The 24,301-nt window shown below is 54.2% G+C and carries 25 protein-coding genes, 1 other RNA gene and 1 pseudogene; 14 read left to right on the plus strand and 13 right to left on the minus strand.

Annotation, left to right across the window (positions count from 1 at the left end):
• Positions 1–1,680: an ATP-binding protein gene (locus QJQ48_RS24505; protein WP_346293878.1), complete on the minus strand. Its 1,680-nt coding sequence runs from the start codon at positions 1,678–1,680 to the stop codon at positions 1–3.
• A gap of 64 nt (positions 1,681–1,744) precedes the next feature.
• Here QJQ48_RS24505 and QJQ48_RS24510 point away from each other — a divergent pair, with 64 nt between their 5' ends.
• Both QJQ48_RS24510 and QJQ48_RS24515 read left to right on the plus strand, forming a co-directional pair.
• Complete coding sequence (locus QJQ48_RS24510) at positions 1,745–1,888, plus strand: hypothetical protein (RefSeq protein ID WP_346293879.1); 144 nt, start codon at positions 1,745–1,747, stop codon at positions 1,886–1,888.
• Positions 1,889–1,962: 74 nt separating this feature from the next.
• Positions 1,963–2,532, plus strand: coding sequence for an SRPBCC family protein (locus QJQ48_RS24515; protein ID WP_428843089.1), 570 nt, complete (start codon positions 1,963–1,965; stop codon positions 2,530–2,532).
• A 77-nt stretch (positions 2,533–2,609) separates the two neighbouring features.
• Here QJQ48_RS24515 and QJQ48_RS24520 read toward each other — a convergent pair whose 3' ends face one another.
• Positions 2,610–2,948, minus strand: coding sequence for a P-II family nitrogen regulator (locus QJQ48_RS24520; RefSeq protein WP_346293881.1), 339 nt, complete (start codon positions 2,946–2,948; stop codon positions 2,610–2,612).
• A gap of 172 nt (positions 2,949–3,120) precedes the next feature.
• Positions 3,121–3,744, minus strand: a complete 624-nt coding sequence (locus QJQ48_RS24525; protein WP_346293882.1) for a hypothetical protein — start codon at positions 3,742–3,744, stop codon at positions 3,121–3,123.
• A gap of 174 nt (positions 3,745–3,918) precedes the next feature.
• Here QJQ48_RS24525 and queF point away from each other — a divergent pair, with 174 nt between their 5' ends.
• Positions 3,919–4,347, plus strand: coding sequence for a preQ(1) synthase (gene queF, locus QJQ48_RS24530; protein WP_346293883.1), 429 nt, complete (start codon positions 3,919–3,921; stop codon positions 4,345–4,347).
• Positions 4,348–4,350: 3 nt separating this feature from the next.
• Here queF and QJQ48_RS24535 read toward each other — a convergent pair whose 3' ends face one another.
• Positions 4,351–5,220 carry an aldose epimerase family protein gene (locus QJQ48_RS24535; protein ID WP_346293884.1) on the minus strand — a complete coding sequence of 290 codons (870 nt, stop codon included), beginning with the start codon at positions 5,218–5,220 and terminating at the stop codon, positions 4,351–4,353.
• 123 nt (positions 5,221–5,343) lie between these two features.
• A complete protein-coding gene (locus tag QJQ48_RS24540) occupies positions 5,344–7,686 on the minus strand; it encodes a CapA family protein (protein ID WP_346293885.1) in 2,343 nt (780 codons plus the stop codon).
• Positions 7,687–8,007: 321 nt separating this feature from the next.
• Here QJQ48_RS24540 and QJQ48_RS24545 point away from each other — a divergent pair, with 321 nt between their 5' ends.
• A complete protein-coding gene (locus QJQ48_RS24545; protein WP_346293886.1) occupies positions 8,008–9,537 on the plus strand; it encodes a YifB family Mg chelatase-like AAA ATPase in 1,530 nt (509 codons plus the stop codon).
• On the opposite strand, the gene QJQ48_RS24550 is transcribed toward QJQ48_RS24545, so the two are convergent.
• A complete protein-coding gene (locus tag QJQ48_RS24550; protein ID WP_346293887.1) occupies positions 9,534–10,124 on the minus strand; it encodes an HD domain-containing protein in 591 nt (196 codons plus the stop codon). The genes QJQ48_RS24545 and QJQ48_RS24550 overlap by 4 nt on opposite strands.
• 51 nt (positions 10,125–10,175) lie before the next feature.
• Between QJQ48_RS24550 and ffs the strand changes: the two genes are divergently transcribed.
• From ffs to QJQ48_RS24565, 3 genes are all read left to right on the plus strand, one after another.
• Positions 10,176–10,272: signal recognition particle sRNA small type (gene ffs / locus QJQ48_RS24555), an RNA gene on the plus strand.
• 103 nt (positions 10,273–10,375) lie between these two features.
• A complete protein-coding gene (locus QJQ48_RS24560) occupies positions 10,376–10,753 on the plus strand; it encodes a phasin family protein (protein ID WP_346293888.1) in 378 nt (125 codons plus the stop codon).
• 2 nt (positions 10,754–10,755) lie between these two features.
• A complete protein-coding gene (locus QJQ48_RS24565) occupies positions 10,756–11,268 on the plus strand; it encodes a hypothetical protein (protein ID WP_346293889.1) in 513 nt (170 codons plus the stop codon).
• Here QJQ48_RS24565 and thiD read toward each other — a convergent pair.
• From thiD to QJQ48_RS24585, 4 genes are all read right to left on the minus strand, one after another.
• The gene (gene thiD, locus QJQ48_RS24570; RefSeq protein WP_346293890.1) at positions 11,265–12,074 is read right to left on the minus strand and encodes a bifunctional hydroxymethylpyrimidine kinase/phosphomethylpyrimidine kinase; all 810 of its coding nucleotides are present in this window, start codon (positions 12,072–12,074) and stop codon (positions 11,265–11,267) included. The genes QJQ48_RS24565 and thiD overlap by 4 nt on opposite strands.
• Before the next feature lie 240 nt (positions 12,075–12,314).
• A complete protein-coding gene (gene ftsZ / locus QJQ48_RS24575) occupies positions 12,315–13,622 on the minus strand; it encodes a cell division protein FtsZ (protein WP_428843090.1) in 1,308 nt (435 codons plus the stop codon).
• A 255-nt stretch (positions 13,623–13,877) separates the two neighbouring features.
• Positions 13,878–14,738 carry a cell division protein FtsQ/DivIB gene (locus QJQ48_RS24580; RefSeq protein ID WP_346293891.1) on the minus strand — a complete coding sequence of 287 codons (861 nt, stop codon included), beginning with the start codon at positions 14,736–14,738 and terminating at the stop codon, positions 13,878–13,880.
• A gap of 73 nt (positions 14,739–14,811) precedes the next feature.
• Positions 14,812–15,234 (minus strand): hypothetical protein, encoded by a 423-nt coding sequence (locus tag QJQ48_RS24585; protein WP_346293892.1) that lies wholly within the window; start codon positions 15,232–15,234, stop codon positions 14,812–14,814.
• Positions 15,235–15,408: 174 nt separating this feature from the next.
• Here QJQ48_RS24585 and QJQ48_RS24590 point away from each other — a divergent pair, with 174 nt between their 5' ends.
• The 3 genes from QJQ48_RS24590 to psaK all read left to right on the plus strand — a co-directional run bounded on the left by QJQ48_RS24590 (position 15,409) and on the right by psaK (position 17,828).
• Positions 15,409–17,190 (plus strand): DUF5942 domain-containing protein, encoded by a 1,782-nt coding sequence (locus tag QJQ48_RS24590; protein ID WP_346293893.1) that lies wholly within the window; start codon positions 15,409–15,411, stop codon positions 17,188–17,190.
• Positions 17,187–17,411, plus strand: a complete 225-nt coding sequence (locus QJQ48_RS24595) for a hypothetical protein (RefSeq protein WP_346293894.1) — start codon at positions 17,187–17,189, stop codon at positions 17,409–17,411. The genes QJQ48_RS24590 and QJQ48_RS24595 overlap by 4 nt, the downstream gene beginning before the upstream one ends.
• A gap of 156 nt (positions 17,412–17,567) precedes the next feature.
• Positions 17,568–17,828, plus strand: a complete 261-nt coding sequence (gene psaK, locus QJQ48_RS24600) for a photosystem I reaction center subunit PsaK (RefSeq protein WP_346293895.1) — start codon at positions 17,568–17,570, stop codon at positions 17,826–17,828.
• A 39-nt stretch (positions 17,829–17,867) separates the two neighbouring features.
• On the opposite strand, the gene QJQ48_RS24605 is transcribed toward psaK, so the two are convergent.
• From QJQ48_RS24605 to leuB, 3 genes are all read right to left on the minus strand, one after another.
• On the minus strand, positions 17,868–18,692 hold the full coding sequence (locus QJQ48_RS24605) for a prepilin peptidase (RefSeq protein ID WP_346293896.1): 825 nt from the start codon (positions 18,690–18,692) through the stop codon (positions 17,868–17,870).
• A gap of 12 nt (positions 18,693–18,704) precedes the next feature.
• The gene (locus QJQ48_RS24610; RefSeq protein WP_346293904.1) at positions 18,705–18,926 is read right to left on the minus strand and encodes a hypothetical protein; all 222 of its coding nucleotides are present in this window, start codon (positions 18,924–18,926) and stop codon (positions 18,705–18,707) included.
• Between the two features lie 159 nt (positions 18,927–19,085).
• Positions 19,086–20,168: a 3-isopropylmalate dehydrogenase gene (leuB, locus tag QJQ48_RS24615; protein ID WP_346293897.1), complete on the minus strand. Its 1,083-nt coding sequence runs from the start codon at positions 20,166–20,168 to the stop codon at positions 19,086–19,088.
• A gap of 188 nt (positions 20,169–20,356) precedes the next feature.
• Between leuB and QJQ48_RS24620 the strand changes: the two genes are divergently transcribed.
• From QJQ48_RS24620 to QJQ48_RS24635, 4 genes and pseudogenes are all read left to right on the plus strand, one after another.
• Positions 20,357–21,304: an ABC transporter ATP-binding protein gene (locus QJQ48_RS24620; RefSeq protein WP_346293898.1), complete on the plus strand. Its 948-nt coding sequence runs from the start codon at positions 20,357–20,359 to the stop codon at positions 21,302–21,304.
• A gap of 78 nt (positions 21,305–21,382) precedes the next feature.
• Entirely contained in the window at positions 21,383–23,434 is a 2,052-nt protein-coding gene (locus QJQ48_RS24625; protein ID WP_346293899.1) for a S41 family peptidase, read from the plus strand.
• Between the two features lie 3 nt (positions 23,435–23,437).
• On the plus strand, positions 23,438–24,109 hold the full coding sequence (locus tag QJQ48_RS24630; RefSeq protein WP_346293900.1) for a YqiA/YcfP family alpha/beta fold hydrolase: 672 nt from the start codon (positions 23,438–23,440) through the stop codon (positions 24,107–24,109).
• A gap of 81 nt (positions 24,110–24,190) precedes the next feature.
• A pseudogene (locus tag QJQ48_RS24635) lies at positions 24,191–24,301 on the plus strand (IS701 family transposase); the annotation flags it as partial.

Consider the following 24,301-nt stretch of genomic DNA (forward strand, 5'->3'; position numbering starts at 1 on the left):
CTACTCGATGCTGATACCCTCGAAGGTTTCAGCGACCGGGCGGCGGGCAACGGGCGCTTTTTCGATCTGGCGCGATCGCTGTCGGTGCTTTTGAAAATGGCCCTGCCACGCCTGCGGCGCATTCAGGGTTTCGCCGCCGTGGGTAGTCAGCCGCTGTCGCACCTGACATAAAACGGGGGTATTGATGCAGGCACCTGAAATAATCACCTGTCCCTTGGTCAGAGCGGGCAGTTCCTGGAGCAGATCGCGTCCGGCAGCTTCCACTCCATACTTGAGGCTTTCCTGATCCACTGGGTTGACAATCCGCATCAAAAACTGGCTCATACATTGGGACAGGACATCGGAATCTAGCTTGCCAGGGCGCTGGGTAATCAGCCCCACGCCCATACCGAACTTGCGGCCCTCACTCAAAATGGTGCGCAGGATTTGCTTACAGCGAGACGGTTCATGGGCCGGAGCAAAGCGATGGGCTTCTTCAATCAGAATAAACACGGGATAGGGCAGATAGTTCTCATCTTCGGCACTGAGCTGCTCTTTGGCCGTCCCCAGCCGGGCCTGATAGCACTGCCGCAGCACTGCCGCGCAGATGACCTGCTGCTCCTCCTGGCTAATTTCGCTCATCTGCAGCACCGTCACCTGCCCCGGTTCAAATAAATCTTTGGGCGCTAGGTGATCAACCCGGTGAAAATACTGCGATCGCGATAGTTTTTCTAGCTTCCACTCAATCGCCGGAGCCGAGGATCCCACCTTTTCGTTGCCTTCTTCATCCACGCTGCGATCGGCTTCGTAGACCGCAGAAATCAGATCTTGTACGTCCCAGCGGTACTGGCCACTGCGATGCTTATGCAAGATACTAAAAGCTTTATTTAAGATCGACTGCTGGCGATCGCTCATATCGGGCAGCAGCGTTAGCACGTCGTAGTAGTCCAGTGACGACATGCGAATCCGAATGTCATCCGGCAGCAACACCTGAACTTCCGGGCTGTAGTCGTCATCTGCCTTGAAGCGATCGTGGCCGCGCATATCTGCCAGGGTGCCGTACTCCCCATGCGGGTCAAAAATCAGTACCGCTGCCCGGTTATAGGGACGCAGCAGCTCCTCAATTAGCACGCCAGCGGTGTAGGACTTGCCCGAACCCGTACCCGCCAGAATCGCCATGTGGGTGCTGACCAGCTCTTTAACGTCCAAAGCCACCGGCACCGCATCCCCCGGACGCAGCAGCAGCGAACCGACATGGGCCGCTCCGACTTCTCCCGGCTGGCGCTTGTTAATTACCTGGCGCAGGGCGGCGTCATCACAGAGATAGACCTTTGCCCCTGGATCAGGCGTGATGCGGGGATTGATAAAGCCTAAAGCCCGATGAAAGTAGCCAATCACATCCACCGTAATTTCGTAAATTTCAGGGTTGGGATAGGCAAAGCCCACCAGCGCGGCAATGGTCTCTGGGCTAATTTCGGTATCGGCAAAGATGCGATCAGGCAGATGATCAATCAGACGGCGGGCTGAGATTTTGCCCAGAATGTGTAATGACTCCTCGGTCGCAGCCTCAGCCTGGTAGTAAACAAACTCGCCAATCTTGACCTGACGGTTATTGGCAGTGATAAAAACATACTGATTGCTATTGTCACCGGGGCCTTTCACAGTGCCAATTACAGGGGCGGTGGTGGATAGATCAGCCATAACTTTTACTTGGGTTCTACCCTCAGGCGTCTGAGCGTCATCAAAAATCTAAATTTAGACTGTGATGGTTATCCTAGCTGAGATCAGCGGCGATCGCTGCAAGAAAGGACTGAGTAACCTGACCAATCTAGATCTGATTACTCTGCCGCTAAAGCGGGCACGCTACGCCCAGAACGATATTCATGTTTTTCAGCGCGGTTCGCGCTAAGATGTCTAGCTGACATCTGGATTTGGATCATTCTGCTGGGTATGTATACTTATACAGAGGAGAACGGCTGAGGGATGACCGTGACACAGCAACCAGATCAGCCCGCTAAAGACTTATTGCCGGCATCAAACGCGATCGCCGCCTTGGAAGATGCCGACAGCATAGACATCTTCACTGAGAAACTGCAGGGTCGGCAGCGACGCATTTGCGCCAAAATTTGTATTCCCCAGTCTTTAGAACAGGTATGGCAAGTCCTGACCGACTACGAGCACCTAGCAGACTTCATCCCTAATCTTTCCAAGAGCGTACGGCTGGCGGCTCCGGCTGGCAAAATTTTGCTAGAACAAATTGGCACTCAGTGCTTCCTCAACATCCAGTTTTGCGCCAGAGTCGTTCTTGCTATGGAAGAACACTATCCCAATGAGCTGGGCTTTTCTATGGTGGAAGGCGACTTCAAAACATTTTGTGGCCGCTGGCGGCTGCTGCCGACCGCAGAAGGCGATACAGCCAGCACCTATCTGTGCTACGAGGTGACGGTACAGCCGCCGCTCGCCATGCCAGTAGGGCTGATTGAAAAGCACATGCGGCAAAATTTGATTCAAAATCTAACTGCGATTCGCCAGCAGGTCATGGCTATGGCCTAAAGGTGCGATCGCATTTTGCCAAAGTTCACTGTAGTTAGAGGGAGGACGGCAGCAACCGCCCTCCCTCTAGGTCGTGTCTAAACAGCTTCTAGATTCTTTTCGCCAGTCCGGATACGAACAATTTCGTCAACCGCAGTCACAAAGATTTTGCCGTCGCCAATTTCGCCAGTCCGGGCCGCTGAAATTACTTTCTCGACCACCATATCCACCTGAGCATCCTCGACCACGATCTCTATTTTCAGCTTTTGTAAGAATTCCACCGTGTATTCAGACCCCCGGTAGCGCTCTGTCTGCCCCTTCTGGCGACCAAATCCGCGCACCTCGGAAACGGTCATGCCCACAATGCCTGCATTGACTAAGGCAATTTTGACCTCGTCCAGCTTGAACGGACGGATAATAGCTTCAATCTTCTTCATCGTTAACTCAGAATCTCCTATATCCTGCCGATAGATTGTCCGGCAGCCTTATGTGTAGCGAGGCAGACAAGGTAAAAACAGTATCTTCTGATACGATTTTGCCGCGACTCGATTTCTTCATTGTGACACCTGGCTCAGGCGGTGCCGAGTTCAACCGCTACACAAGCGAGGTTTAGCGCTGGTTGAGCAGCGGTTTCATAATTAAAAAACCTGCTCCAAAAGCTGTGGTGACGATAAAAATAATGGAAACGGCTAGCCACAAACCACTGAGTTCTCGGGGAGAACTCTCCAGATTTCCAGGAGCCGCTGGCCGGGACGGCTGTTCTGTGTAAAGTTTTTCCAGAGCGGCCTGTTTAAGCGGCTGCAGCGCTGATGAGAGAGGCTTAGCTGGAGGCCGTTCCTTAGGAGCCTTTTGAGGCGCTTTCTGGGGCATTTCTGAGGATTTAGCCACTGTCCCCTGAGGTTCTAGCGGCGGCGACCCTGGGGCGGGCAGAGGGGCATTAGGAGCCATCTCTGGCATTGAAGAGGAAGTCTGAGGTGAGACGCCGGCAAACTGCCCCAACTGCAGCGTCGCTTGCACAAAATGCTGTACTTCTTGCTGTAGCTGCTGATTTTGTCTGACTAGCTGCTCATTTCGAGTCCGTAGAGTATCAATCATGGCCTTGGTCGCCTGTAGCTCCGTAGCCAGCTCTCTGTAAACCGAGATGGGCACTGAGGGAGTGTGCCCAGCCGCATGGGCAGGTTCTAAACGAGCGGATGATTGAGAAGACGGATCAGAATAGAGGGGTGGATTCATATTGGTGAGTAGGTAGCGTTGGAAAACTAGAGGCAGTTAAAGGCGTTTCCCAGATTCCATCAGGTAGTTCAAATTAGAACAACCCCGGAACGATTCGTCAAGAAGAAACACAAATCTGTAAAGATATGAAGGATAGTCCTTTTTAGCTGTATTTCTTATTCCAGTCGCAATTTCATGACGCATCCTTCCACTGAACACCCTTTAGCGCCCACAGAATCGAGTTCTGCTTCAGAGGCGAAATATGGTGAGCGCGAGATTCAGGTCGGGAAGCTGATCACTTTCCCGAATCCTCGCGTTGGTCGCCGCTATCATATCAACATTACGCTGCCAGAATTTACCTGTAAGTGTCCTTTTTCTGGATATCCGGATTTTGCCACTATCTATGTAACGTACGTCCCCGACCAGCGCGTGGTTGAACTGAAGGCGCTGAAGCTCTACATCAATAGCTACCGCGATCGCTATATTTCTCACGAAGAATCCGCCAACCAGATCTTAGATGACCTGATTGCCGCCTGCGACCCGCTAGAAGTCACGGTCAAAGCAGACTTTACGCCCCGAGGCAATGTCCATACCGTAATCGAAGCGACCCATGCTAAGGGCTGAAGTCTAGATGATTTCTACCGTCAGCTTCACCTGAAAGGTACGAGTTTCATGGGGGGCTAGCGTCAGTAAGTGGTTGCCCGTGTTCAGCGCGTTGCGGGGGCCAGTCCACGGCTCTAGGCAGTAATAGTCTTTGCCTTTGACCGTCCAAAAAACTAGGACAGGATACGCTTCGCTCCACTCCAGGGTGAGGCGTATTTCCTGTTCGTGATTGGTGACGGTAGCCACCTGGCGCTTGAGATCGAGAAAAGCGATGTCAAGCTCCTCGGCTTCCCAGTCAAACTGGCCGTCAAAGTCGTGAATTTCCTGGGTGTTTTGATCCTGGTAACGGCTAGAGGGGATATCAAACTGGAGCTGAGACTTATCGGTAGTGAGAAAGTAGGGATGTAGGCCGACGCTGAACGGCATCGGCTGGTCAGAACTGTTGGTGACGCGCTGTTCTAAGGTGAGGGTGTTGCCCCGCAGGTGGTAGGTAAAGGCAAGCTGAAAGTTAAACGGATAGTGCTGTAGCGTTTCCTCACTGCTGTTGAGAATGAGAGTGAGATGGGCGCTTTGATCGGTGCCGCGATCGCCAATGCCCCAGGCCAAATCACGAGCAAAGCCATGCTGCTTCAGCGTATAGTCTTGGCCGTTGAGCGTATAGGTATTGCCGGGTAGGTTGCCACAGATAGGAAAGAGCAGCGGGATACCGCCCCGGACTGATTTACTGGCATCGGCGAAGCGCTCGGCATCAAAGTACAGAATATCGCGGCCCTGAAGCTGCCAGTGGGTAGCCAGGCCGCCCCGTTCCGCCACAATCTCTAAGCGGGCGTCTGCAGCCTGATCTCGCAGAACGTAAGTTGGATATTGGGCCTGTTTAAGGGCGATCGCGTACACAGTTGACTCCCTAAATTCAAACGCATCAGTGCTAACTTAGCAGCAATCCCAGAGGAGGGCGGCAAAATTACCAAGTGTTTGCGAATTTTGGGCAAAGTCCTGCTTGACTAGGCCAGCGCTCAGCTACTGGGGGGCCGCCGCCGCTTCATCCGGTAGCTCTGTAACAGGCGGCGGACTGCTGGCTGTCGGCAGGGCTAATACCTGGGTGATTTTGGCATCAGTCGCGGCCTCTGGCGGAGAGAGCTTATCCTGGGGTAGCTTTTGCACAGCCACGGGTTCAGGGACCCCCTGCTCTAAATTGGTTGAGATTGGATTCAAAGCAGGCTCAGGAGCTGATGTAGGGGGAACAGTGCTCAGGGGACCCACGAGGGGTTCGCTGTAGGGCTGAATGGCTTCGACTGCTGGTGAGCCTGTTGTCGTCTCTACAGCAGCGGGAACAGGCTGTGCAGCGGGTTCAGGGGCGTAATAGGCATCTAGTTCGGGAGCTGTCTCTGAAACAGGCTCAGCGGTGAGTTTAGGGGTAGGCACTTCTATCAGCAGGTCAGCGTCAGGTTCGGGGGTAACTGCAGGTTCCGGGTAGGGTGACTGCTTCGGTCCCCACTGATCTAGTTCACTGGGAGCCATTTCAAACAGCGGCGTTTCCGCCTCGGTTTCCAGATCTGGCTCAGCTAGGGGCACAGGTTCTGACATTTCTGGACTAGCTGTTTCAGACTCTAGCGGAGCGACAAAAGGATCTGCCATCTCATCTGCAGCTTCAAGCTGGGGCGATCGCGGCGCTTCCCGCAGAGAATCAGAGGGATCTAGCTGAGGTGAAACACTGGGTTTGGGCTGAACCGTCAACGTGACTGAAGACTTCATAGGCTGCTCAAAACCTGCTGAAGCCTGCTCTACCGCCTGCAAAATTGCCTGGGCTTTGCTGCCTTCCGCTAGCTGCGGCTGCGCCTCTTTAATCACGACTGGCAACAGTTCAACCTTCATCTGATTGTCTCGAATTGCCACCTTCAGCATCGCTGTATCGTGGTCTTCGTAAGGCGTTCCACCAAAGATAAAGTCGCCAAGCGAGTAGGCAATCGGACGCCCTTTATAAATTTCAGCTCCTTGAATCTGCTGCGGATGATGGCCGACTACCAGATCGGCTCCTTGATCCACAGCCAGCCGGGCAATATTTGTCTGCCAGTCTGCCGGACTCTCTGGCAGATCTTGGCTCCAGCGGTAGTTAACGACAATCCAGTCCACTTTGTCTCGCAGACTGCGAATATCTTCGACCACCTGCTGCTTGCCTTGGGCGTTGACCCCAGCCGCTTGGTCATAGGCCGCCGCCAGCTCGTCCTGGGTATAGCTCAGATAGGCAATACGCTGGTTCTTCACGTCTAAAATTTCGGGTCGCCGGGCTTCGCGACTGTCCCGTCCGGCCCCTACGCGGTAAATCCCGGCGCGATCGAGGGTTTCGAGAGTTTCGACTAGCCCCTGTTCGCCAAACTCCATAGTGCGATCGCTGCTGAGATTGACCAGATCAATGCCGCCACTTTTCAATACCGCTGCAGCATCAGGGCGCGTGCGGTGAAAAAACTTTTCCTGCGTTGTTGTCGCTGAGGTGGCTAAAGGATCTCCCAGGGTCACCACGGCCACGTCTGCCTCCTGATAGTCAGCTAAGCTGCCTAGAATCTCCTGATCGCGGCTCACTTCTCCGTAGGGCAGACTGTCTAGATCAACCTCACCGCCGAAGACGAGGGTAACTGTAGGATCGCTTAAGTCCTTGACGCGGTTGTGTTCAATCACAGCTACGGGTTCTAAAGCTGCTTCTACAATGCCGGGGCGATCAATTTTTGTCTGCCTGAACGTGACCGGAATCGCCTGTTCCGAAACCGAGGGAGAGGGAACTAAAGCCTGAGAGCGCGGCTGCGCCTGCGCAAAGATAGGCAGCGACGGCCCAGAACCAGAAAGAACAAGTTCGAGCAGACAGCCAAAGATAAAAGCGGCAGCGGCAGATCCGCTAAGTACAAAGGCGCGAATCAGCTTGAACTGTTGGGGGCTACGCGGTGATTTAGCCGCGACGGACCTGAGATTGGGGGGAAGTTCAGCCCGCTTATTGGCATTTTGAGGAGAAGCTGGCTGCTGCGCCTGCCGCCGATTGGCGGGCGTCAAGATGCGGACGCGCTCCTGCCAGAGGCTGCGTGCATTGTCGGCCTGCCGAGCGACAATGTGGATACCTTCAATAATGTCGGAATTGAGGTGCCAAATGCGATGGCAAACGAAGCGCACTAGGCGATCGCGATGGGGTACTTGCTGAAACTCCAGCGTGATTTTGAGACAGCCGGGCTGGGCCGCTTCTACCTGGGCAAATATCTGCTGCGGCACCAGATGCTGATTGAGCCACAGAGCGATCGCCCTAAAGCTGCCTGCAGCGGCCTCCTGCCGCAGCAAGTCAGAAGCGGTCTGAGAATGTTGCACTGCCACACTAGCCATCTTCAAAGTACCTATCTGTTCGCCAAACTATCTCAATCAGATGCGCCTAAAACTTGTATCCTGCCGAAATCTAGCAGCTATTTCGGACTGAATCAACGCTAATGACGATAGCAATGAATCTAGCAGAGATGGTTACATTGTCAACATTTACTTAAGTGTTGATGCCTAAGCCGTCGATTTATCGGCTCAATATTCTGAGTGACATTTTGCGTGGCATTTGGTTTAGCCACGTTTGCCTAACAGGCTATGGGCTTTTAGCGGCTTTGTTTCCTGACTGACGGGGACGGGCATCCTGAAGGCAAACACTTTTGATAGATTGCTATGCTGGCACGGATTTGGAGTGCATCGCTGGTCGGAATTGACGCGGTTCGAGTGGGGGTGGAGGTAGATGTTTCCGGGGGGCTGCCCGCCATCGTGCTGGTGGGGCTGCCTGATACCGCTGTGCAGGAGTCGCGGGAGCGGGTGCGGGCAGCGCTGAAGAACTCTGGCTTTGCCTTCCCCATGCGGCGAATTGTAATCAACTTAGCCCCGGCTGATCTGCGCAAGGAAGGGCCGAGCTTTGACCTGCCAATCAGCATGGGCATTCTCGCCGCTTCTGAGCAAATCAATGCTGACCTGCTGGGAGATCACTTATTTTTAGGAGAAGTTTCTCTAGACGGTTCGCTGCGCCCTGTCACGGGCGTCCTGCCAATTGCCGCTGCCGCCGCCAAACTCGGCATGACCGGGCTGGTAGTGCCTGCCGACAATGCCAAGGAAGCGGCAGTGGTGCCGGGTCTAAAGGTTTACGGCTTCAAGCATCTCAGCGAAGTAGCCGAGTTTCTCAATCAGCCAGAAAGTTGCCGCCCGCTAGATCTCGACGGCGAAGTAGAGCTAGCCAAAGCCGCCCGCAACGGTCTGGATCTCAAAGATGTCAAAGGACAGATGCAGGCGCGACGGGCCTTGGAGATTGCGGCCGCAGGCGGACATAATTTAATCTTCGTGGGGCCACCCGGCAGCGGTAAAACTATGCTGGCGCGGCGACTCCCCGGCATCTTGCCGCCCCTTTCCTTTGCCGAAGCCCTAGAAGTTACCCAGGTGCATTCAGTTGCGGGGCTGCTGCGCGATCGCGGTGCTTTAGTTAGCCATCGTCCTTTTCGTAGCCCGCACCATTCCGCCTCAGGCCCTTCTTTAGTCGGCGGCGGCAGTTTCCCCAGACCGGGGGAAATCTCGCTGGCTCACCGAGGGGTCTTATTTTTAGACGAGCTGACGGAGTTCAAGCGTGATGTTTTAGAATTTCTGCGCCAGCCCCTAGAAGATGGCTACGTCAGTATCTCTAGAACCCGGCAGTCTGTAGTCTTTCCGGCCCAGTTCACCCTGGTTGCCAGCACCAATCCCTGTCCCTGCGGCTACTTTGGCGATTCGATCCAGCCCTGTACCTGCACCCCGCGCGGACGTGAGCAATACTGGGCTAAGCTCTCTGGGCCGCTAATGGATCGAATTGATTTGCAGGTGGTGGTCAGTCGGCTGAAGCCAGAGGAAATGACCCAGCCAGTAGTGGGAGAGCCGTCTGAAGCAGTTAGGCAGCGAGTACAACAGGCGCGGCAGCAGGCCCAGCAGCGCTTTCAGCCAGAGCCGAGCCTACAGTGCAATGCCGACATGCAGAGCCGTCACCTGAAGCAGTGGTGTCCTTTAGATGACGACAGCCGTAAGCTCTTGGAAAGCGCTGTCCGCCAGCTAGGACTCTCTGCCAGAGCCACCGATCGCATTCTCAAGGTTGCCCGTACTATTGCCGATTTAGAGAGCAATCCGACGCTGCAGTCCCATCACGTAGCCGAAGCAATTCAGTATCGCACCATCGATCGGATGCACTAGGGCCGCAGCCAGCCCGCCGCCACGCAGTCATCAATTGCCCCCACTGTCCAGTCCCATAGCGCCGGAGTTCCCGTCTTGAGTGGTGCCATCCGCTGCATCACCTGCTGGCGAGAAATGCCGTATTTTTTCCAGGTGCCCCCCTGGGTCTGCTGGTTGTGCAGGAAAGGCTGGAGGCGATCGAGGGCAGCAGCAAACTGAGCGGTTGGGGTTTCACTGGCTTCAAATTCATCCCAGAGCGATCGCAGTTCTGCCGCCTGCGGCTCAGGCAGCAGGCCAAAGATGCGCGTGGCGGCCTCTGCCTCCCGCTGAGCTTTGTCAGTGTGAGCGGCAGCGTCATAACAGAAGACATCCCCAGCATCGATTTCTACAATGTCATGGATCAGTACCTGCTGAATGGCCCGAAACAGGTTGGTTTCTGGAGGAGCATACTCTGCTAGGGCGATCGCCATCAGGGCCAGATGCCAGGAATGTTCAGCGCTGTTCTCCTGCCGGGACTGGTCGAGTAGCAGCGTTTGCCGCTGCACCTGCTTCAGCCGGTCAAGTTCTAACACAAACTGCAGCCTTTGGTTAAGCAGCAAGTTATCCATATCTCTGGTTTTCTCCGTGTAGCTAGCGTGAGATGGTGTTATTCTATAGATGACTCGGAACCATGCGATTACAACGCCCAAACTTTGTCAGGACCGGAAGGTAGCAGCAATACGGGATGCTTGTGATAGGCGTGGTCTCCGGGTCGCTTTTTTTTCGGGTTTTACACACCTGGTGAGGCGGTGATCTAAACTGGTCGCAGACATGAGGTTGCGCCTATGCTGGAAGCAACGAGGCGCAAGGAGCCGCAATCATGGCAGGTTTCGGAGATTTAGTTCAAAAAGCTTTTTATTTAGGGGTCGGTATTGCGTCCTATGCTGGAGAGAAAGCAGGCGGGACCCTAGGGGAACTGCGAGGACAGGCGCAAAAACTGGTAGATGAGCTGGTCGAGCGGGGGGAGATGACCACCGAAGAAGCCCAACGCCTGATTAACGAAATGATGAACCGAGCCCAGCAGGTACCGCCGAACGCTCCCGGATCTGCGTCATCGGCCTCAAAGCAGCCGCGTCGTATTGAAATTATCGAAGATGACGACGATAGCGCTCTGGCAGAGAGGCGGCAAGAAGAGGTTTTACGCCAGCAAGTGGAAGCCCTGCGGCAAGAGTTGCAAAATCTAAAGCGCAAAGATTAGTTATGGAAGAGTGGTCTAAGCAGTTTTGGCAAGCTGTCGAAGAGATTGCCCAGGAAACCAGCCAGTTTTTTGAGGCTGTCAGCCGTCAGGCAGCCGAATCTGCTGCCGAATTTTCTGAAGCCTTCAACGAGCAGGTGGATCAGGTCGAGCAGGCGATCGCGCCAGAACTTGAGAGCCTGCTGCTCCAAATTGAGCGGGCTGTAGAGCCGATTGAAGCCAGGATGACACCTCAGCTAGACGACATGGCTGATCAGCTTAACGCCACGCTAGAACCGCTGATAGCCTCGCTGTTTGTCGATTTAACCGAGTGGACTGAGCAGATTTCGACCCCGGTTTCTCAAACCATCGATCCATTCCTGCAGCAGCATTCCACCTGCGTCGGCTGCCGCAACTACCACGGCCAGGTCTACAACGGCGAACTGTTGGTGTGCGCTATTTATCCCTACGGCCCTGACGAAGAGAAGTGTCCCGATTGGGAATCCACCTGGGGCAGCTCTGATACCTCTGATTTCTAAGCTTTTTCAAGTAGGGTAAAGAAATGACCTACGGGGCCTTGGCCCTGACCGATACGCAGAGAAGATTTTAGGGCTGTTGTCACATAGTCTTTAGCCTGGGTTACGGCCAACGCAGCGGTTTGCCCCTGAGCTAAATTAGCAGCGATCGCGGCTGAGAGCGTACAGCCCGTGCCGTGAGTATCCTCAGTTCCAACCGTCTCAGTTTTGAGCACCTCTAGGCGATCGCCATCAAACCACACATCCACCCCCCGCAGCTCGCCCGCCATCCCGCCGCCTTTGACCAAAACAGCCTTTGGCCCAAGCTGATAAATTCGCTGGGCGGCCTGTTTCATATCAGCGAGAGACTGAATTTCAAGCTCGCTGAGAATTTGCGCTTCGTAGCGATTGGGAGTCAATACCGTGGCTAGGGGAATTAGTGTGCGCCGCAGAACGGCGATCGCCTCATCGTCAATCAGTTGCGCCCCGACCCGCGACACCATCACCGGATCTACCACCAAATTTTTAAGCTGTAGAGACTTTAGCTGCTCAGCGATCGCTGTCATGATGTTTGAGTTCAGCAGCATTCCCGTTTTGACTGCCTGCACATCCATATCGCTGACGACAGCTTCAACCTGAGCGACAACGGCCTCCGGTGATAAGGCATCGACCCGGTTGACGCCCTGGGTATTCTGAGCCGTAACACAGGTAATGGCGCTGGTACCGTGGACGCGATGAAAGGCAAACGTCTTCAAGTCAGCCTGAATACCGGCCCCGCCGCCGCTATCAGAACCGGCAATGGTCAGGGCAATCGGAGGAGAAGTTGCCATTTCTACAAAACATTAGAAGTTACGCAGTTCAGAATTGGGGACACTAGCGGAAGGGACAAGATCCCCCTTGCCCCTTAGTTAAGGAGGGTGATGATAGCCGAGGAGATCTCGCGGGTCGTTAAAACTCGTTAAGCGCGTCAGCCCTAATTCTTTCCCCTCCAGTCAGGGGAAAAGGCTGCAGCGCGAAATCCGCTTTTGGCAGCGCCAAACCCAACTACGGTAAAATCCTAAGCCCGTTCTCTAGCGAGAGGGCCGCCGCCGCTGTAAAAACTCAGGAATATCTAGACCACCGCTTGCAGAAGAGGAGCCAGATTCACTGGGAGCAGGCGCGACAGGATTACTAAAAGCCGATCGTTTTAACGGCGTCACCCGCGCGCTTGGCGTTTCTACAGAAGCCTTAGCCTCAGCGTTAAACCCCGTAGCAATTACCGTAATGCGAACCTCACCCTGGAGCCGCTCGTCAATTACTGCGCCAAAAATAATATTGGCATTGGGATCAACAGCCTCGTAGATAATCTCAGCCGCGGCATTGACCTCGTGCAGCGTTAAATCGCTACCGCCCGTAATATTGAATACGGCCCCCGCCGCGCCGTCGATAGAAGCTTCTAGCAGCGGGGAGGAAATAGCGGCGATCGCGGCTTCTCTAGCTCTGGACTTCCCTGAACCCACACCAATACCCATCAGGGCGGAGCCAGCGTCGGCCATCACCGCTCGCACATCGGCAAAATCGACATTGACCAAGCCGGGAATGGTAATGATATCTGAAATGCCCTGAACGCCCTGTCGCAAAATATCATCAGCAACGCGAAAAGCTTCCTGAACCGGCGTTTGCTCCGAAATGACGGAAAGCAGCTTGTCATTAGGGATGATGATTAAAGTATCTACCCGGCTTTGCAACGCGGCGATTCCCTCTTCAGCTTGGCCGGTACGACGCCGACCTTCAAAGGTAAAGGGGCGTGTTACCACACCGACCGTTAGCGCTCCAGCTTCTTTGGCCACCTCAGCCACCACAGGCGCGGCACCAGTGCCCGTACCACCGCCCATACCGGCAGTAATAAAGACTAAATCAGCTTCATCAAGGCAAGCCGCAATCTCATCTCTAGATTCTTCGGCGGCTTTTTGACCAATGGCCGGATTTCCCCCGGCCCCCAAACCTCGCGTGAGCTTCTGTCCGACCTGCAAGCGGTTTGTCGCGGAAGCATTGGTGAGCGCCTGAGCATCAGTATTGACGGCCCAGAACTCTATCCCTGACAAACCACTATCGATCATGCGGTTGACGGCATTGCAGCCACCCCCGCCAACACCAATTACTTTAATTTTGGCTACGCTACCCGGCACAATTTCACCGCCCTGCGACGCTTCTGCTGACATAACCCTGAGATCATTGGATTGTTTCACGCCTAAACCTGCCTGATGGAAAGGATTAGCGTGAGAACCAGAGTCGTTAAAAGATTCCCCTGACCAAACAGTCGCCGATTGACCATTGTCGTGCGCTGCTGCTTGCGGGTGAGCCAATTGACTATCGGGAGGCGTTGGGACTGCTGACATAGATTACAAAATAGGCGATCTTGACTCGACTCCAGACTTTTAGCGAACTCCGGGCAGTTTCAGACAACTATAAAATAACGTGTCCAAAAAACCAAACAGAATCAACCCAACAAGATTATGACAAATAATCTTGGGACGCTATGGTCAACAAATATGGCTTATTTAACCTCAGAATGCAAACAAATGCATCGCAACCCAGAAAGAATTCAGAAAAAGCAAAACAACCGGACCAGATGATTTTGAAATCTGATGGTTTTAATCATAGGGCACTGCGGCGGGATCAACCTGTTGCGCCTGTAGCATCTGAATTACGGGTTTTTGGGGACTGCTCAAGTCAATATAGGCAATTTCTTGGGTAGCTAAGCGCTGATCGAGATGGCGTAGCTGGGCGAGGGCCGTTAACTGTGACTGAAAGCGATCGCTATAGGCACCGACATGAACAGTTCCTAATTCAGTCTGTAAGACTAAATTGTTAGGCTGGCGCCAGTCCACTTCGTAAACTTTGATCGCGCTTCGACTAATCGCCTGATAGAGAGCAGGCCAGTCTGCCTGATACTGCGCCTGCATCCCTCTAACTTTGAGCTGCGGCAAAGCGGCGGCCTCGTTGAAAGCGGCAAAACTGCTGTGGGGCAGCCAGGTGCCACTGGCATCCAAAAGTCCTACCTGATGCTGGGGATCGCTCAGATCTTGATCCTCAGCGGCGACGGTATCTGGCAGCGCGATCGCTACTGGCTGCCGCTCCTGCACCTGAATTACAAGCCCCGGCGGGAATAATCGCCGGGTGATGATGGCCTCAGAAATTGGCACCTGGGTTTCCAACTGCTCTGCGATCGCGCTGGGACGCAGAACTAGCAGCGACTGGGGATAGTCAATCTCTAAGGAACTATAAATAGCGGCCTCAGACAAAATTTTATTGCCCTGGATCTCAATCTGCTCAGGCGTGTGAATCAGCCATTTAGGCAACGTTGTTGACCACACCACACCCGCCGTTAACCCTAGCAGAGCGGCATTACGCCACAGAGACTGCAAAACACGAATTTGGCGCTGCCGCCGTAGCTGCTGGCGACGGGCAGCTAGAACCGTGGGAGAAACCGCAGGTAAGAGTTCATCGGTCATAGTCGGAGGAGATTAAATGCTGCTGAAAGAGAGGTGGTTATTTCCAGAGCCAATTTTGATTGGAAAAACTGTCTCAGGCAGATGAGAGATGGCTAATTTGCCGCTGTAGATACTGCAGCCACTGAGCCGCCAGATCTATGTCAGTAAAGGGAATTAGGACTTGGCGATCGCCTTTTAGCTCAAAAGCCAGTTCCGGCCTGTTAGCCTTACGAGGACGATTTTCCACATCCACGGTTTGCCGATCGACCTGTAGAGTCAGGTTTTCTACGTCGTGCAGTGAAAAGCTGTCTAGGTTAACCGGGCCGCGCCGCGTAGGTTTCCCCCAGGTGAGTCTGCTGCCCTGCTGTCCCAAGACGGCGTAGATATCGTATTTGGCTTTATCAAACTGATCGGCCCAGGTGTTGTAAGCCTCTAGTTTTTGATACTCATTCCAACCCGCCCAGCCTAGGCCAATAAAAACCATGAGCAAGGGCAACCACAGTAAACCGCGTTCCATGATTTGCGCCGTTGTCCTCTTAGTAAATCTTAATGCAATGGACAGCGCTGACAAGGACTAAGCAAATTCACTGCGCCACCCAATCTACTGCATTCTAGGCTGGCTGGGGACTGCTGATTTGAAAATCCTTGGGCTATGGTAGTGGGATCGAGTCAATTGAATTAGAACGCCGCCATGAAACGCTTACTGTGGACAGGGCTATTCTTGCTAGGAATTTGGCTAGCCATTGCTCAATTTTCGGGGCTAGCGGGCCAGGGTACGTTTAACAGCCTGATTATTGATTTTGGTGACGATCTGACACCAGCCCAGGTGCAGGCTGAACTAGAGAAGCTGCCGGCGGGCGTCAGCGCCACCCCCAACAGTGAGTTCTCTGGGCCAGAAAACCTATACGTCCTTGAGGGCGATCGCCAGCTGCTGAAAACGCTGCGGCGCTCCACCCTAGCAAAATTCACTGAGCATATTGAGCCTAACTACATCTACAGTGCCGTTCTTGTTCCTAACGATCCCGACTATGGCAAACAGTGGAATCTGCGCAGCATCAACGCCGAAGCCGCCTGGGATCGGGCCACGGGGAAAGCCGTTACCGTCGCCGTCATTGACACGGGGATCGCGCCTGTGCCAGATCTCAAAGGCACCCGTTTAGTCAAAGGCTATGACTTTGTCAACGACGTGGCTGAAGCCAAAGACGACAACGGACACGGTACCCATGTCGCAGGTACTCTGGCTCAGGCCACCAATAACCGTCTAGGCGTTGCTGGAGTAGCCTTCGACGCTGCTCTAATGCCGCTGAAGGTTTTAAGTTCTAGCGGCGGCGGCACGGTAGCTGATATTGCTGAGGCCATTCGCTTTGCGGCTGATCACGATGCCCAGATCATCAACCTCAGTCTGGGCGGCGCGGGTGACAGTCAGGTACTCAAGGACGCTATTGAATATGCGCATCACAAAGGCGTGTTTATCGTAGCGGCAGCGGGCAATGCCAATCGCAATGCAGCTGACTATCCGGCTCGCTACGCCCATGTGATGGCCGTGGCGGCAACTGGGCCAACCGGCGAAAAAGCCCCCTACTCTAACTATGGCGCTGGCGTAGATATTGCGGCTCCCGGTGGCGCTACGCAGCCTGACTCGACCGCCGGCGGCATTTTACAAAACACTCTAGATCCCCAAACAGGCAAACCAGTCTTTTTGGCGCTGCAAGGCACTAGCATGGCTTCACCCCACGTAGCGGGGGTAGCCGCGTTGGTGCGCTCAGCAGGCATTGAAGATCCCGATCAAATCGGGGACATTCTGCGCCAGTCTGCTCGAAAAGTAAACGAGGATGCCCTCAATCACTTTGGGGCCGGACAGCTAGATGCCGCCGCCGCTGTGACGCTGGCTGAGCAAAGTTCCCTCAATTTCCAGGATTTTTTCCGCTGGCTGCGGGAAAACGGCTACCTCAATCCCAAGTTTTGGATAGACGGCGGCGTGATTGCCCTTTGGCCTAAAGTGCTGATGGTGCTGGGGTCTTATCTATTGGCCTGGGTATTGAGAGTGTATTGGCCCTTTGCCTGGACCAGTCCGCTCAACTGGGGCTTGATTTTGGGTAGCTCTGGCCTGTTTGTTTTTAAGGGACTATACGTTTTTGACCTCCCTCAGTGGCCGCTGCGCCTAGTGGGTAGCTCGGTAGCAGAATTGGGCACTGCCGTTCAGGGTAGTTCGTTGCTCAACCCCATCTTTGCCAGCATTCTGATTCCTTTCTGCCTAGTGGCCTTGCTGCTAAGCCATGCTTCGCTGAAATGGTTTGCCATTGGCACGACAGTGGGAATGGCTGCCTGCTTGAGCATCAGCGCCCTTAGCGATCCCGGCCTAGTTTGGCTAGGACAGGGGCTGGGGGCGAGGGTATTCCTCTTGATAAATGCCCTGCTATGTTATGGACTGGCATACTTAGCCACTAAAGCAGTTGAGGCGAGAACCCCATGAGTATGACGGTCAAAGGCACAGTACAGCAGGTGGCGGTAGGACTCGGCGGTTGGAGCCTAGTCACGGCGGATCAAACCTACGAAATTCACCAGGACAGCGCCCCTTCTGGTCTACTCAAAGCGGGATTAGAGGTTGAAGTACAAGGCACCGTCCGCGACGATGTGATGACTATTAACATGATTGGCCCGGTGCTGGCGGTGGAGTCGTTTGAGCCTATCTGATTGTTAATTCTTACAACAAGGAATTAAACAGCTTTACGTTTTGATGAAAGATGAGGGCTAAGGTTAAGCAGGGCGATCGCGGTGGGGCTGTACTATCTAGCCCGCTGATGATCTAGCTGTCTAACCGTGTTGAGATTGTCTAAGGAGACCCCTAAGTTGACCTACCTATCTCTGCTAGCGGCTGTACCCCCTACGCCCGAATGGAGTCCGAAAATTGCCATCGTCATGATCGTCTGCAACATCATAGCGATCGCTATTGGCAAGCTAACCATCAAATATCCCAGCGCTGACCCCCAGCTTCCTTCCCCCGAACTTTTTGGCGGCATGGGGCTACCGGCTCTGTTAGCCACTACTAGCTTTGGTCATTTGCTCGGTGTAGGTGCCATTTTGGGCCTCACCAATGCTGGTGCCCTCTAAAGTTTCGGCTAAAGGCGTGCGGCTGTAGGCTGTACGCCTTTAACTCCAGCCTAGCGGCAGAAAGATTTGGAGATAGGCCGCGATTAGGCGATCGCCCCAGAGCAGCGCGATCGCGCCACTAACGGCTAAGAAAGGGCCGAAAGGCATGGGCTGACGCCGACTCAGCAAGCCCAGCGCGATCGCCCCACCCCCAACAAACGCCCCCAGCAAGCAGGCCAAAAACGTACTCAGCAGCAAGCCGCCCCAGCCTAGCCAAGCCCCCAGCAGCGCCGCTAGCTTGCTGTCCCCCCAGCCCATCGCCGTCTGCCCTAAAAAAGCGGCCCCGGCAATCGAAATTCCGTTAAACAACCACAGCCCCAAAACCGCCCCCAATAGGCTACTGACAAAGGCATCTAAGGCGTGGGCAATAGCCGATTCAGGGGCTGTGAGATAGACCCAAGTAGCTGGCAAAATCAGTCCTAAAACCAAGCCAGAGCGAGTCAGGCTTTCCGGCAGCGTCAGGGTATCAATATCAATGAACGTCAGAGCCACTAGCCAGCTCAGCAAAATCCAGGCGCTCAGAGTTTCGTGATCCCAGCCAAAATGCCAAAAAGCGCCTAAAAACACAGCCCCAGTGAGCAATTCAACTAGCGGATAGCGAACTGAAATTGGCCGCTGGCAAAAGCGACAGCGCCCTCTCAGCCACAGCCAGCCTAAAACCGGAACATTGTCATAAAGCCGGAGCCGCCGCTGACATTTAGGGCAGCGAGACGGTGGATACAGCAGCGAAATGCCCGCTGGCAGGCGGTAGATCACTACGTTGAGGAAGCTGCCAATGGACGCGCCAAAAAAAAAGATCAGCAGCGAGGGAATAAGAATGCTCACAGCGTCCTGCTATCAGTTCAGGCTTGGCTCAATCTGATTTAGGGGAATGAAGCACTCATGGGGCAGCAGAACCGGTTTACCGTTAAAGATTAGCTTGCCACGACGGCTATTACGGCTAATTGCCACCCCTAGAGGGCGCTGGACTTCATCAGGATGGACTTCGTAATAGGTGCGATAGATGTGACGGGCCGAGCGCAGCAGCGCCGGATCGAGCAGGGGAGGTACCGGCTTCAGGTCGAGGCTGGGTGGCCCCGGCGGTGTAAAACGCTCAGCTGGCTGTTGTAAGCTCTGCACGGTGATTGGACTCCCCTCTCTCGACTTCTAAAATTGCTTTGGCTTGGACTGTTGCCTGCAAATATAACCTGCTGCTGCAGCGATCGCACGGATATATTTTTAGTCTAGCGCCTGCATTAGCGCATCACCCATTGCCTTACAGCCTACGGGAGTCATGCCCTCAGACATAATATCTCCCGTGCGATAGCCCTGATCGAGGACTTTAAGCACAGCCTGCTCCATCAATGCTGCCGCTTCTGGCTGATTGAGGCCATAGCGCAGCATCATGGCGGCACTGAGCACCTGAGCGACGGGGTTAGCCTTATCCTGCCCGGCAATATCGGGCGCTGAGCCGTGCACGGGTTCAAAAACGCCGGGACCAGATTCCCCCAGGGAGGCCGAAGGCAACATGCCAATACTGCCTGTGAGCATGGCGGCGGCGTCTGAAAGAATATCACCAAACAGGTTGCCCGTCACAATAGTGTCAAACTGCTTGGGCCAGCGGACAAGCTGCATAGCGGCGTTGTCTACATATAGATGGGATAGCTCTACGTCGGGATAGTCAGCGGACAGGGCAGAAATGCGATCGCGCCATAGCTGGGAAACTTCAAGCACGTTGGCTTTGTCTACAGAACAGAGGCGTCCCTGTCGCTTTTGCGCCGTTTCAAAGGCCACCCGGCCAATGCGATCGATTTCTGAGGTGGTATAGGCCATCGTATTGACGCCGCGCTGTTCGCCCGATTCCGCCTGGAAAACCCCTTTCGGCTCGCCAAAGTAGATGCCACCCGTCAGCTCCCGTACCACCATAATGTCCACCCCTTCAACCACTTCTCGCTTCAGGGAAGAGGCGTCTACAAGCTGCGGCAAAATGGTAGCGGGGCGCAAATTAGCAAACAGCCCCAGTCCCGCTCGCAGTCCCAGCAGTCCGGTTTCAGGCCGCAGATGGCGTGGCAGGGTATCCCACTTATAGCCGCCGATCGCCGCCAGCAAAACCGCATCACTTTCCCGACAGCGAGCAAGGGTTGCTTCTGGGAGAGGGCTGTCTGTTTCATCGATGGCCGCGCCGCCAATTAGCGCCGTTTGAAAGTCAAAGGCCAAATCTAGCTTTTTGCCGACCTGCTGGAGGACATCCACCGTCACGGCCATGATTTCAGGGCCGATACCGTCGCCGGGAAGTAGGGTAATGCGAAAGCGTTGTGTCATGGGGGATGCCTAAAAACGAAAATATTGTCCGAGAGCAGCAAAGGCTTTTCGGCTCCACATCATACCCCAGAACTTCCCATCGTAAAACGACGATACAGATCTCGTCGGGTTGGTTTCAATTTGCGAAATCCCTCGCCAATAACCTGTAGTTCTGGCTAAGCTTGGCCTAATATTCTGCCACATCGGTTATGCCACAAACTCCAGCCGTCAAAACGCAAAACTTGACTAAACGTTTTGGCCGTCACATGGCGGTCAATGATGTGGATTTGGAAATTTATCCAGGGCAGGTCTATGGTTTGATCGGCCCCAACGGCGCGGGCAAAACCACCTTGATCCGAATGCTGACCACAGCCGAAGATGTCTCAGCCGGGGAAATTTTTATCAACGGGGAGAAGCTCAGAAGCGATCGCCCCCAACCCTACATTAAGCGGCAGCTCGGCTATCTGCCAGATGACTATCCCCTCTACGACGATCTCGGCGTCTGGGACTATCTAGACTATTTCGCCCGTCTCTATCACCTGCAGGGACGGCAGCGCCAACGGCGGCTGCAGGAGGTATTAGAACTGGTTAACCTAGAGCACAAGCGCCACAGCCGCATCACCAGCCTGTCACGCGGGATGAAGCAGCGTCTAGGCTTAGCCCGAACTATTCTGCACAATCCCACCCTGCTGCTGCTAGATGAACCAGTGTCCGGCCTCGACCCCATCGCCCGCCAGCAGTTTCGAGAGGTGATCAAGACGCTGCAGAGCCTAGGCATGACCATTTTGATCTCATCTCATGTCCTCAGCGACCTGGCTGAGCTGTGTACAGCTATCGGCATCATGGAGCTGGGTTTTCTAGTGGAGAGCGCTCCTCTGCAGGAGCTTTATCAGCGGCTCAGCCGTCAACAAATCTGGATTTCAACCCAGGATGATTCGCAGCGAGTGGCAGCTTGGCTATCCCAGGCGGCCAGCGTCGCAGGCATTGAGATTGATACCGCCAGTTCGCTGAGAATGCAGTTTTCTGGGACTCAGGCTGAAGCTGCAGAACTGCTGCGATCGCTCGTTGAAGCAGGTTTCTCAATCTACGATTTTCGCTGTGTTCAAGACAGCTTAGAAGATATTTTCTTCAAAGTAGGGCATCAACAGTCTTCTTAAACAGCTTAGGGACGCGGGGCGTTAAGTCTACGCCCATACCATTCACGCGATTACACCTTTAGTTCTACCTTCGCAACCATGCTTAACGCTCTTTTCGATCGCCTTGGCAACTGGAACCCTCAGCTTCTGCGAGAGCTGAAGGGGCGGCTGCGCCCCCGCAATCTCATCGCGGCGATCGCAATCTCTGCTATCAGCCAGCTCATTTTGCTCTCCTTCTTTGGCGCTCAGCTCCCCCCTCAATTCAATCCGCATGAGCATCTAAGGCTCACAACCCTACCCGAAATCAACTTCACCTTTGGTACCAGCGACATCCCCAACTACCCTCCCAATCTCAGGGTGGAAGGTCTGAACTATAAAGTTGGCAATATTTATCAGGGCGGCACAGAACCTGCAGAGAACGAGCGGCTAGAGGTCAGAGATCGAATTTGGGAAATCAACGGTCAGACCATTGATACCTTCTACGACAGCTACGAAGAGGTTAACAGGGCTCTGCAAGGAATAGCGGCTAATCGCCCTGTGCTCAACAGCAGCGCTGTAACCGAGGACGTTACGCTGCGAGTCGAGCGGCCCGGTGTAGGGCAGTTGACCCTGCAGATCCCTCGCGCCGCGGTGCTGGACACTTACAGTCCTTATTGCATTCCTGATTCTGCCGCCAACGTCGATCCCTATCATTATCGAGGTTCCTACGGCTCCAATCTCTGTCAGCTCAACTCAGAAAAAACTGCTTTTGTAGTCAACTGGTCAGCCTGGCATCAAGATGTCTTCCGCTGGTCGAGCCTGATGCTGGTTGTTGGCCTGCTAGCGGCAGGTAGCTTTGTCCTGATTCAAAACCTTGAGCGAGAGCAGCGCCGAGGGACGCTAACGTTCATTCGGCTCAGTCCCCGTTCTAGTCTCAACATCTTGACCGGACAGATTTTGGGCGCGCCGATCGCTATTTACATTGCCGCCGCCCTGATGCTGCCGCTACATATTGTATCGGCGCTGCGATCGGGAGTCTCTGCGATAGAACTCGTAGCCTTTTACAGCCTATTAGGCGTAGCTGGCTGCTTTTTCTTCAGCCTGTCGCTTTTATTGGGTTTAGTGAGCAAGGGACTGGGCGGGCTTTTAGCCTGGCTAGTAGCGGCTGGTATCTTTCTGCTGCAGCTCTTTTTAGGGATTGCGGTGAGTGAGGGCAACTTGGGCAATCCCTTCACGCTGCACTGGCTGATTTTGTTTTCACCCGCATCGGCTTTGCACTTTTTGCTGGGCTTTGCGGAAAAGTCCTCGTCTCAAGAATTTCAGTTTGCCACTCATAAGCTGACGCTGCTGAGCTTTGTAGGACTGTTTTGGGTGAATGGGGTGGCTTGGAGTCTCTGGCTGTGGCACGCCCTCAGACGTAAGTTTGTCAATCCGCAAGTGCCGCTGCTGCAGCGACGCTACAGCTATTTGATGACCGTCTGTTTTGAAGTTTTTCTGCTGGGATTTGCCGTTAGCAGTGGCTACTATCAGGAAGACATTGCCCTTGTCGCCTTTCTCAATGTGCTGTTTTTAGGGTTGCTGATTGCGGCGCTACAGCCATCTCGTCAAACACTGGAAGACTGGGCCAGATTCCGGTTATCTGAGCAGCGATCGCAGCGGCAGCCCCTGATTAAAGATCTAGTGCAGGGTGAAAACAGTCCGGCAATTTTGGCGATGGGGCTGAACATTGCGATCGCGCTAGGATTCATGACTATCTGGACAGCTCATAACGAGACATTTTCTCTCTCCTACGAGTTACTGAGCTACATCGCTTTAGGCGGTCTGCTGCTAATTTACGCCAGCATCAATCAGGTGTGGTTCCTAACGCCGGTCAATCGGCCTGAAGTTTGGTCGCTGGGCACCCTGCTGGTGCTGATGATTGCGCCGCTGTTTGCGCGGCTGCTGCTAGAGGAAGTTGCGGCTCTAACCAGCGTTCAGTTTTTAGAGGCGGTAGCGGTTCCCTGGATGATGAACTCTGCGATGGGGAGTTATGGCTGGGCCATTCTTAGTCAGTGGCTGCTAATTTGCTTGCTCAACCTGGTAACGCTGCGTCAGCTCCGCAAAGCGGGAGAATCTGGCTCCAAAGATCTGCTAGCCCCGTCCCGGACAGCCCTGCCGTCAAAAGCTCGCTAGCAGATGCGTCCTCAGGCGCCTACCTACGTCTACTTACACGGGTTTGCTTCTGGCCCCGGCTCAGCTAAAGCGCAGTTTTTGCGATCGCGCTTTCATGAGTCGGGGCTAACGCTGCAAATTCCCGATCTCAATCAGAACGATTTCAGTCACCTGACGCTGACGCGGCAAATCCAGCAGGTCTTGGCGCTGGTGACAGCGGCTGAGCAAGTCGTTTTAATCGGCTCTAGTCTGGGCGGCCTCACCGCTGCTCTACTAGCCGAGCAGCCTGCCCTAACCCAGAAACTGCAGCAGCTAGTGCTGCTCGCGCCCGCTTTTGACTTTTTGACCCACTGGCTACCGCAGCTAGGTCCAGACTCGCTACGCCGGTGGCAGCAAACAGGCTGGCTGGATATCTATCATTACGGTGAAGAACGTTTGTTGCCGCTGAGCTATAAGTTTGTCATTGATGCTCAGCAATATGCCAGTTTGCAGCTGCAGCCAGCCGTTCCCACGCTGATTCTGCATGGCCGCCAGGATGAAGTTATTCCGGTTCAGGCCAGCCGTCAGTATGCCGTAGCCCGAGCGGGGGTCAGCCTAGTTGAACTAGAGAGCAATCATTCTTTGACAGATGTCCAGAGCCAGATTTGGCTAGCAATCCAGAATTTTCTGGCCGTCACGACGCCCAGCCCGCCTTAAATTCTATAAAACAGGACTTACGCATTGACAGTTGAGTAAATTTGTGGGTTGAAATTCAAAGGTGTTGCATCCCTTAGTCCTTTGCGTATTCTCACTAAACCCTCCACCGCTCATTGCACGCTCAATCTCTATGTGCGCTATCTGCTGGCCCAACCACAAGGGTCTGGCTGTTGCGAACTGGCTGAGATCCTC

Source organism: Sphaerothrix gracilis Ecp01, from assembly GCF_030405905.1.
In the GTDB taxonomy this organism is placed as follows: Bacteria; Cyanobacteriota; Cyanobacteriia; order Phormidesmidales; family Phormidesmidaceae; genus Sphaerothrix; species Sphaerothrix gracilis.

What these genes read in the sequence shown, in the direction of transcription:
- QJQ48_RS24630 (WP_346293900.1), top strand. Translation starts at nt 23,438, where the DNA reads ATGCGTCCTCAGGCGCCTACCTACGTCTACTTACACGGGTTTGCTTCT.
- ftsZ (WP_428843090.1), bottom strand. Translation starts at nt 13,622, where the DNA reads ATGTCAGCAGTCCCAACGCCTCCCGATAGTCAATTGGCTCACCCGCAA.
- QJQ48_RS24510 (WP_346293879.1), top strand. Translation starts at nt 1,745, where the DNA reads ATGGTTATCCTAGCTGAGATCAGCGGCGATCGCTGCAAGAAAGGACTG.
- QJQ48_RS24565 (WP_346293889.1), top strand. Translation starts at nt 10,756, where the DNA reads ATGGAAGAGTGGTCTAAGCAGTTTTGGCAAGCTGTCGAAGAGATTGCC.
- QJQ48_RS24540 (WP_346293885.1), bottom strand. Translation starts at nt 7,686, where the DNA reads ATGGCTAGTGTGGCAGTGCAACATTCTCAGACCGCTTCTGACTTGCTG.
- QJQ48_RS24595 (WP_346293894.1), top strand. Translation starts at nt 17,187, where the DNA reads ATGAGTATGACGGTCAAAGGCACAGTACAGCAGGTGGCGGTAGGACTC.
- QJQ48_RS24545 (WP_346293886.1), top strand. Translation starts at nt 8,008, where the DNA reads ATGCTGGCACGGATTTGGAGTGCATCGCTGGTCGGAATTGACGCGGTT.
- QJQ48_RS24625 (WP_346293899.1), top strand. Translation starts at nt 21,383, where the DNA reads ATGCTTAACGCTCTTTTCGATCGCCTTGGCAACTGGAACCCTCAGCTT.
- QJQ48_RS24580 (WP_346293891.1), bottom strand. Translation starts at nt 14,738, where the DNA reads ATGACCGATGAACTCTTACCTGCGGTTTCTCCCACGGTTCTAGCTGCC.
- queF (WP_346293883.1), top strand. Translation starts at nt 3,919, where the DNA reads ATGACGCATCCTTCCACTGAACACCCTTTAGCGCCCACAGAATCGAGT.
- QJQ48_RS24585 (WP_346293892.1), bottom strand. Translation starts at nt 15,234, where the DNA reads ATGGAACGCGGTTTACTGTGGTTGCCCTTGCTCATGGTTTTTATTGGC.
- QJQ48_RS24505 (WP_346293878.1), bottom strand. Translation starts at nt 1,680, where the DNA reads ATGGCTGATCTATCCACCACCGCCCCTGTAATTGGCACTGTGAAAGGC.
- QJQ48_RS24525 (WP_346293882.1), bottom strand. Translation starts at nt 3,744, where the DNA reads ATGAATCCACCCCTCTATTCTGATCCGTCTTCTCAATCATCCGCTCGT.
- QJQ48_RS24550 (WP_346293887.1), bottom strand. Translation starts at nt 10,124, where the DNA reads ATGGATAACTTGCTGCTTAACCAAAGGCTGCAGTTTGTGTTAGAACTT.
- thiD (WP_346293890.1), bottom strand. Translation starts at nt 12,074, where the DNA reads ATGGCAACTTCTCCTCCGATTGCCCTGACCATTGCCGGTTCTGATAGC.
- QJQ48_RS24620 (WP_346293898.1), top strand. Translation starts at nt 20,357, where the DNA reads ATGCCACAAACTCCAGCCGTCAAAACGCAAAACTTGACTAAACGTTTT.
- leuB (WP_346293897.1), bottom strand. Translation starts at nt 20,168, where the DNA reads ATGACACAACGCTTTCGCATTACCCTACTTCCCGGCGACGGTATCGGC.
- QJQ48_RS24520 (WP_346293881.1), bottom strand. Translation starts at nt 2,948, where the DNA reads ATGAAGAAGATTGAAGCTATTATCCGTCCGTTCAAGCTGGACGAGGTC.
- QJQ48_RS24560 (WP_346293888.1), top strand. Translation starts at nt 10,376, where the DNA reads ATGGCAGGTTTCGGAGATTTAGTTCAAAAAGCTTTTTATTTAGGGGTC.
- QJQ48_RS24590 (WP_346293893.1), top strand. Translation starts at nt 15,409, where the DNA reads ATGAAACGCTTACTGTGGACAGGGCTATTCTTGCTAGGAATTTGGCTA.
- QJQ48_RS24515 (WP_428843089.1), top strand. Translation starts at nt 1,963, where the DNA reads ATGACCGTGACACAGCAACCAGATCAGCCCGCTAAAGACTTATTGCCG.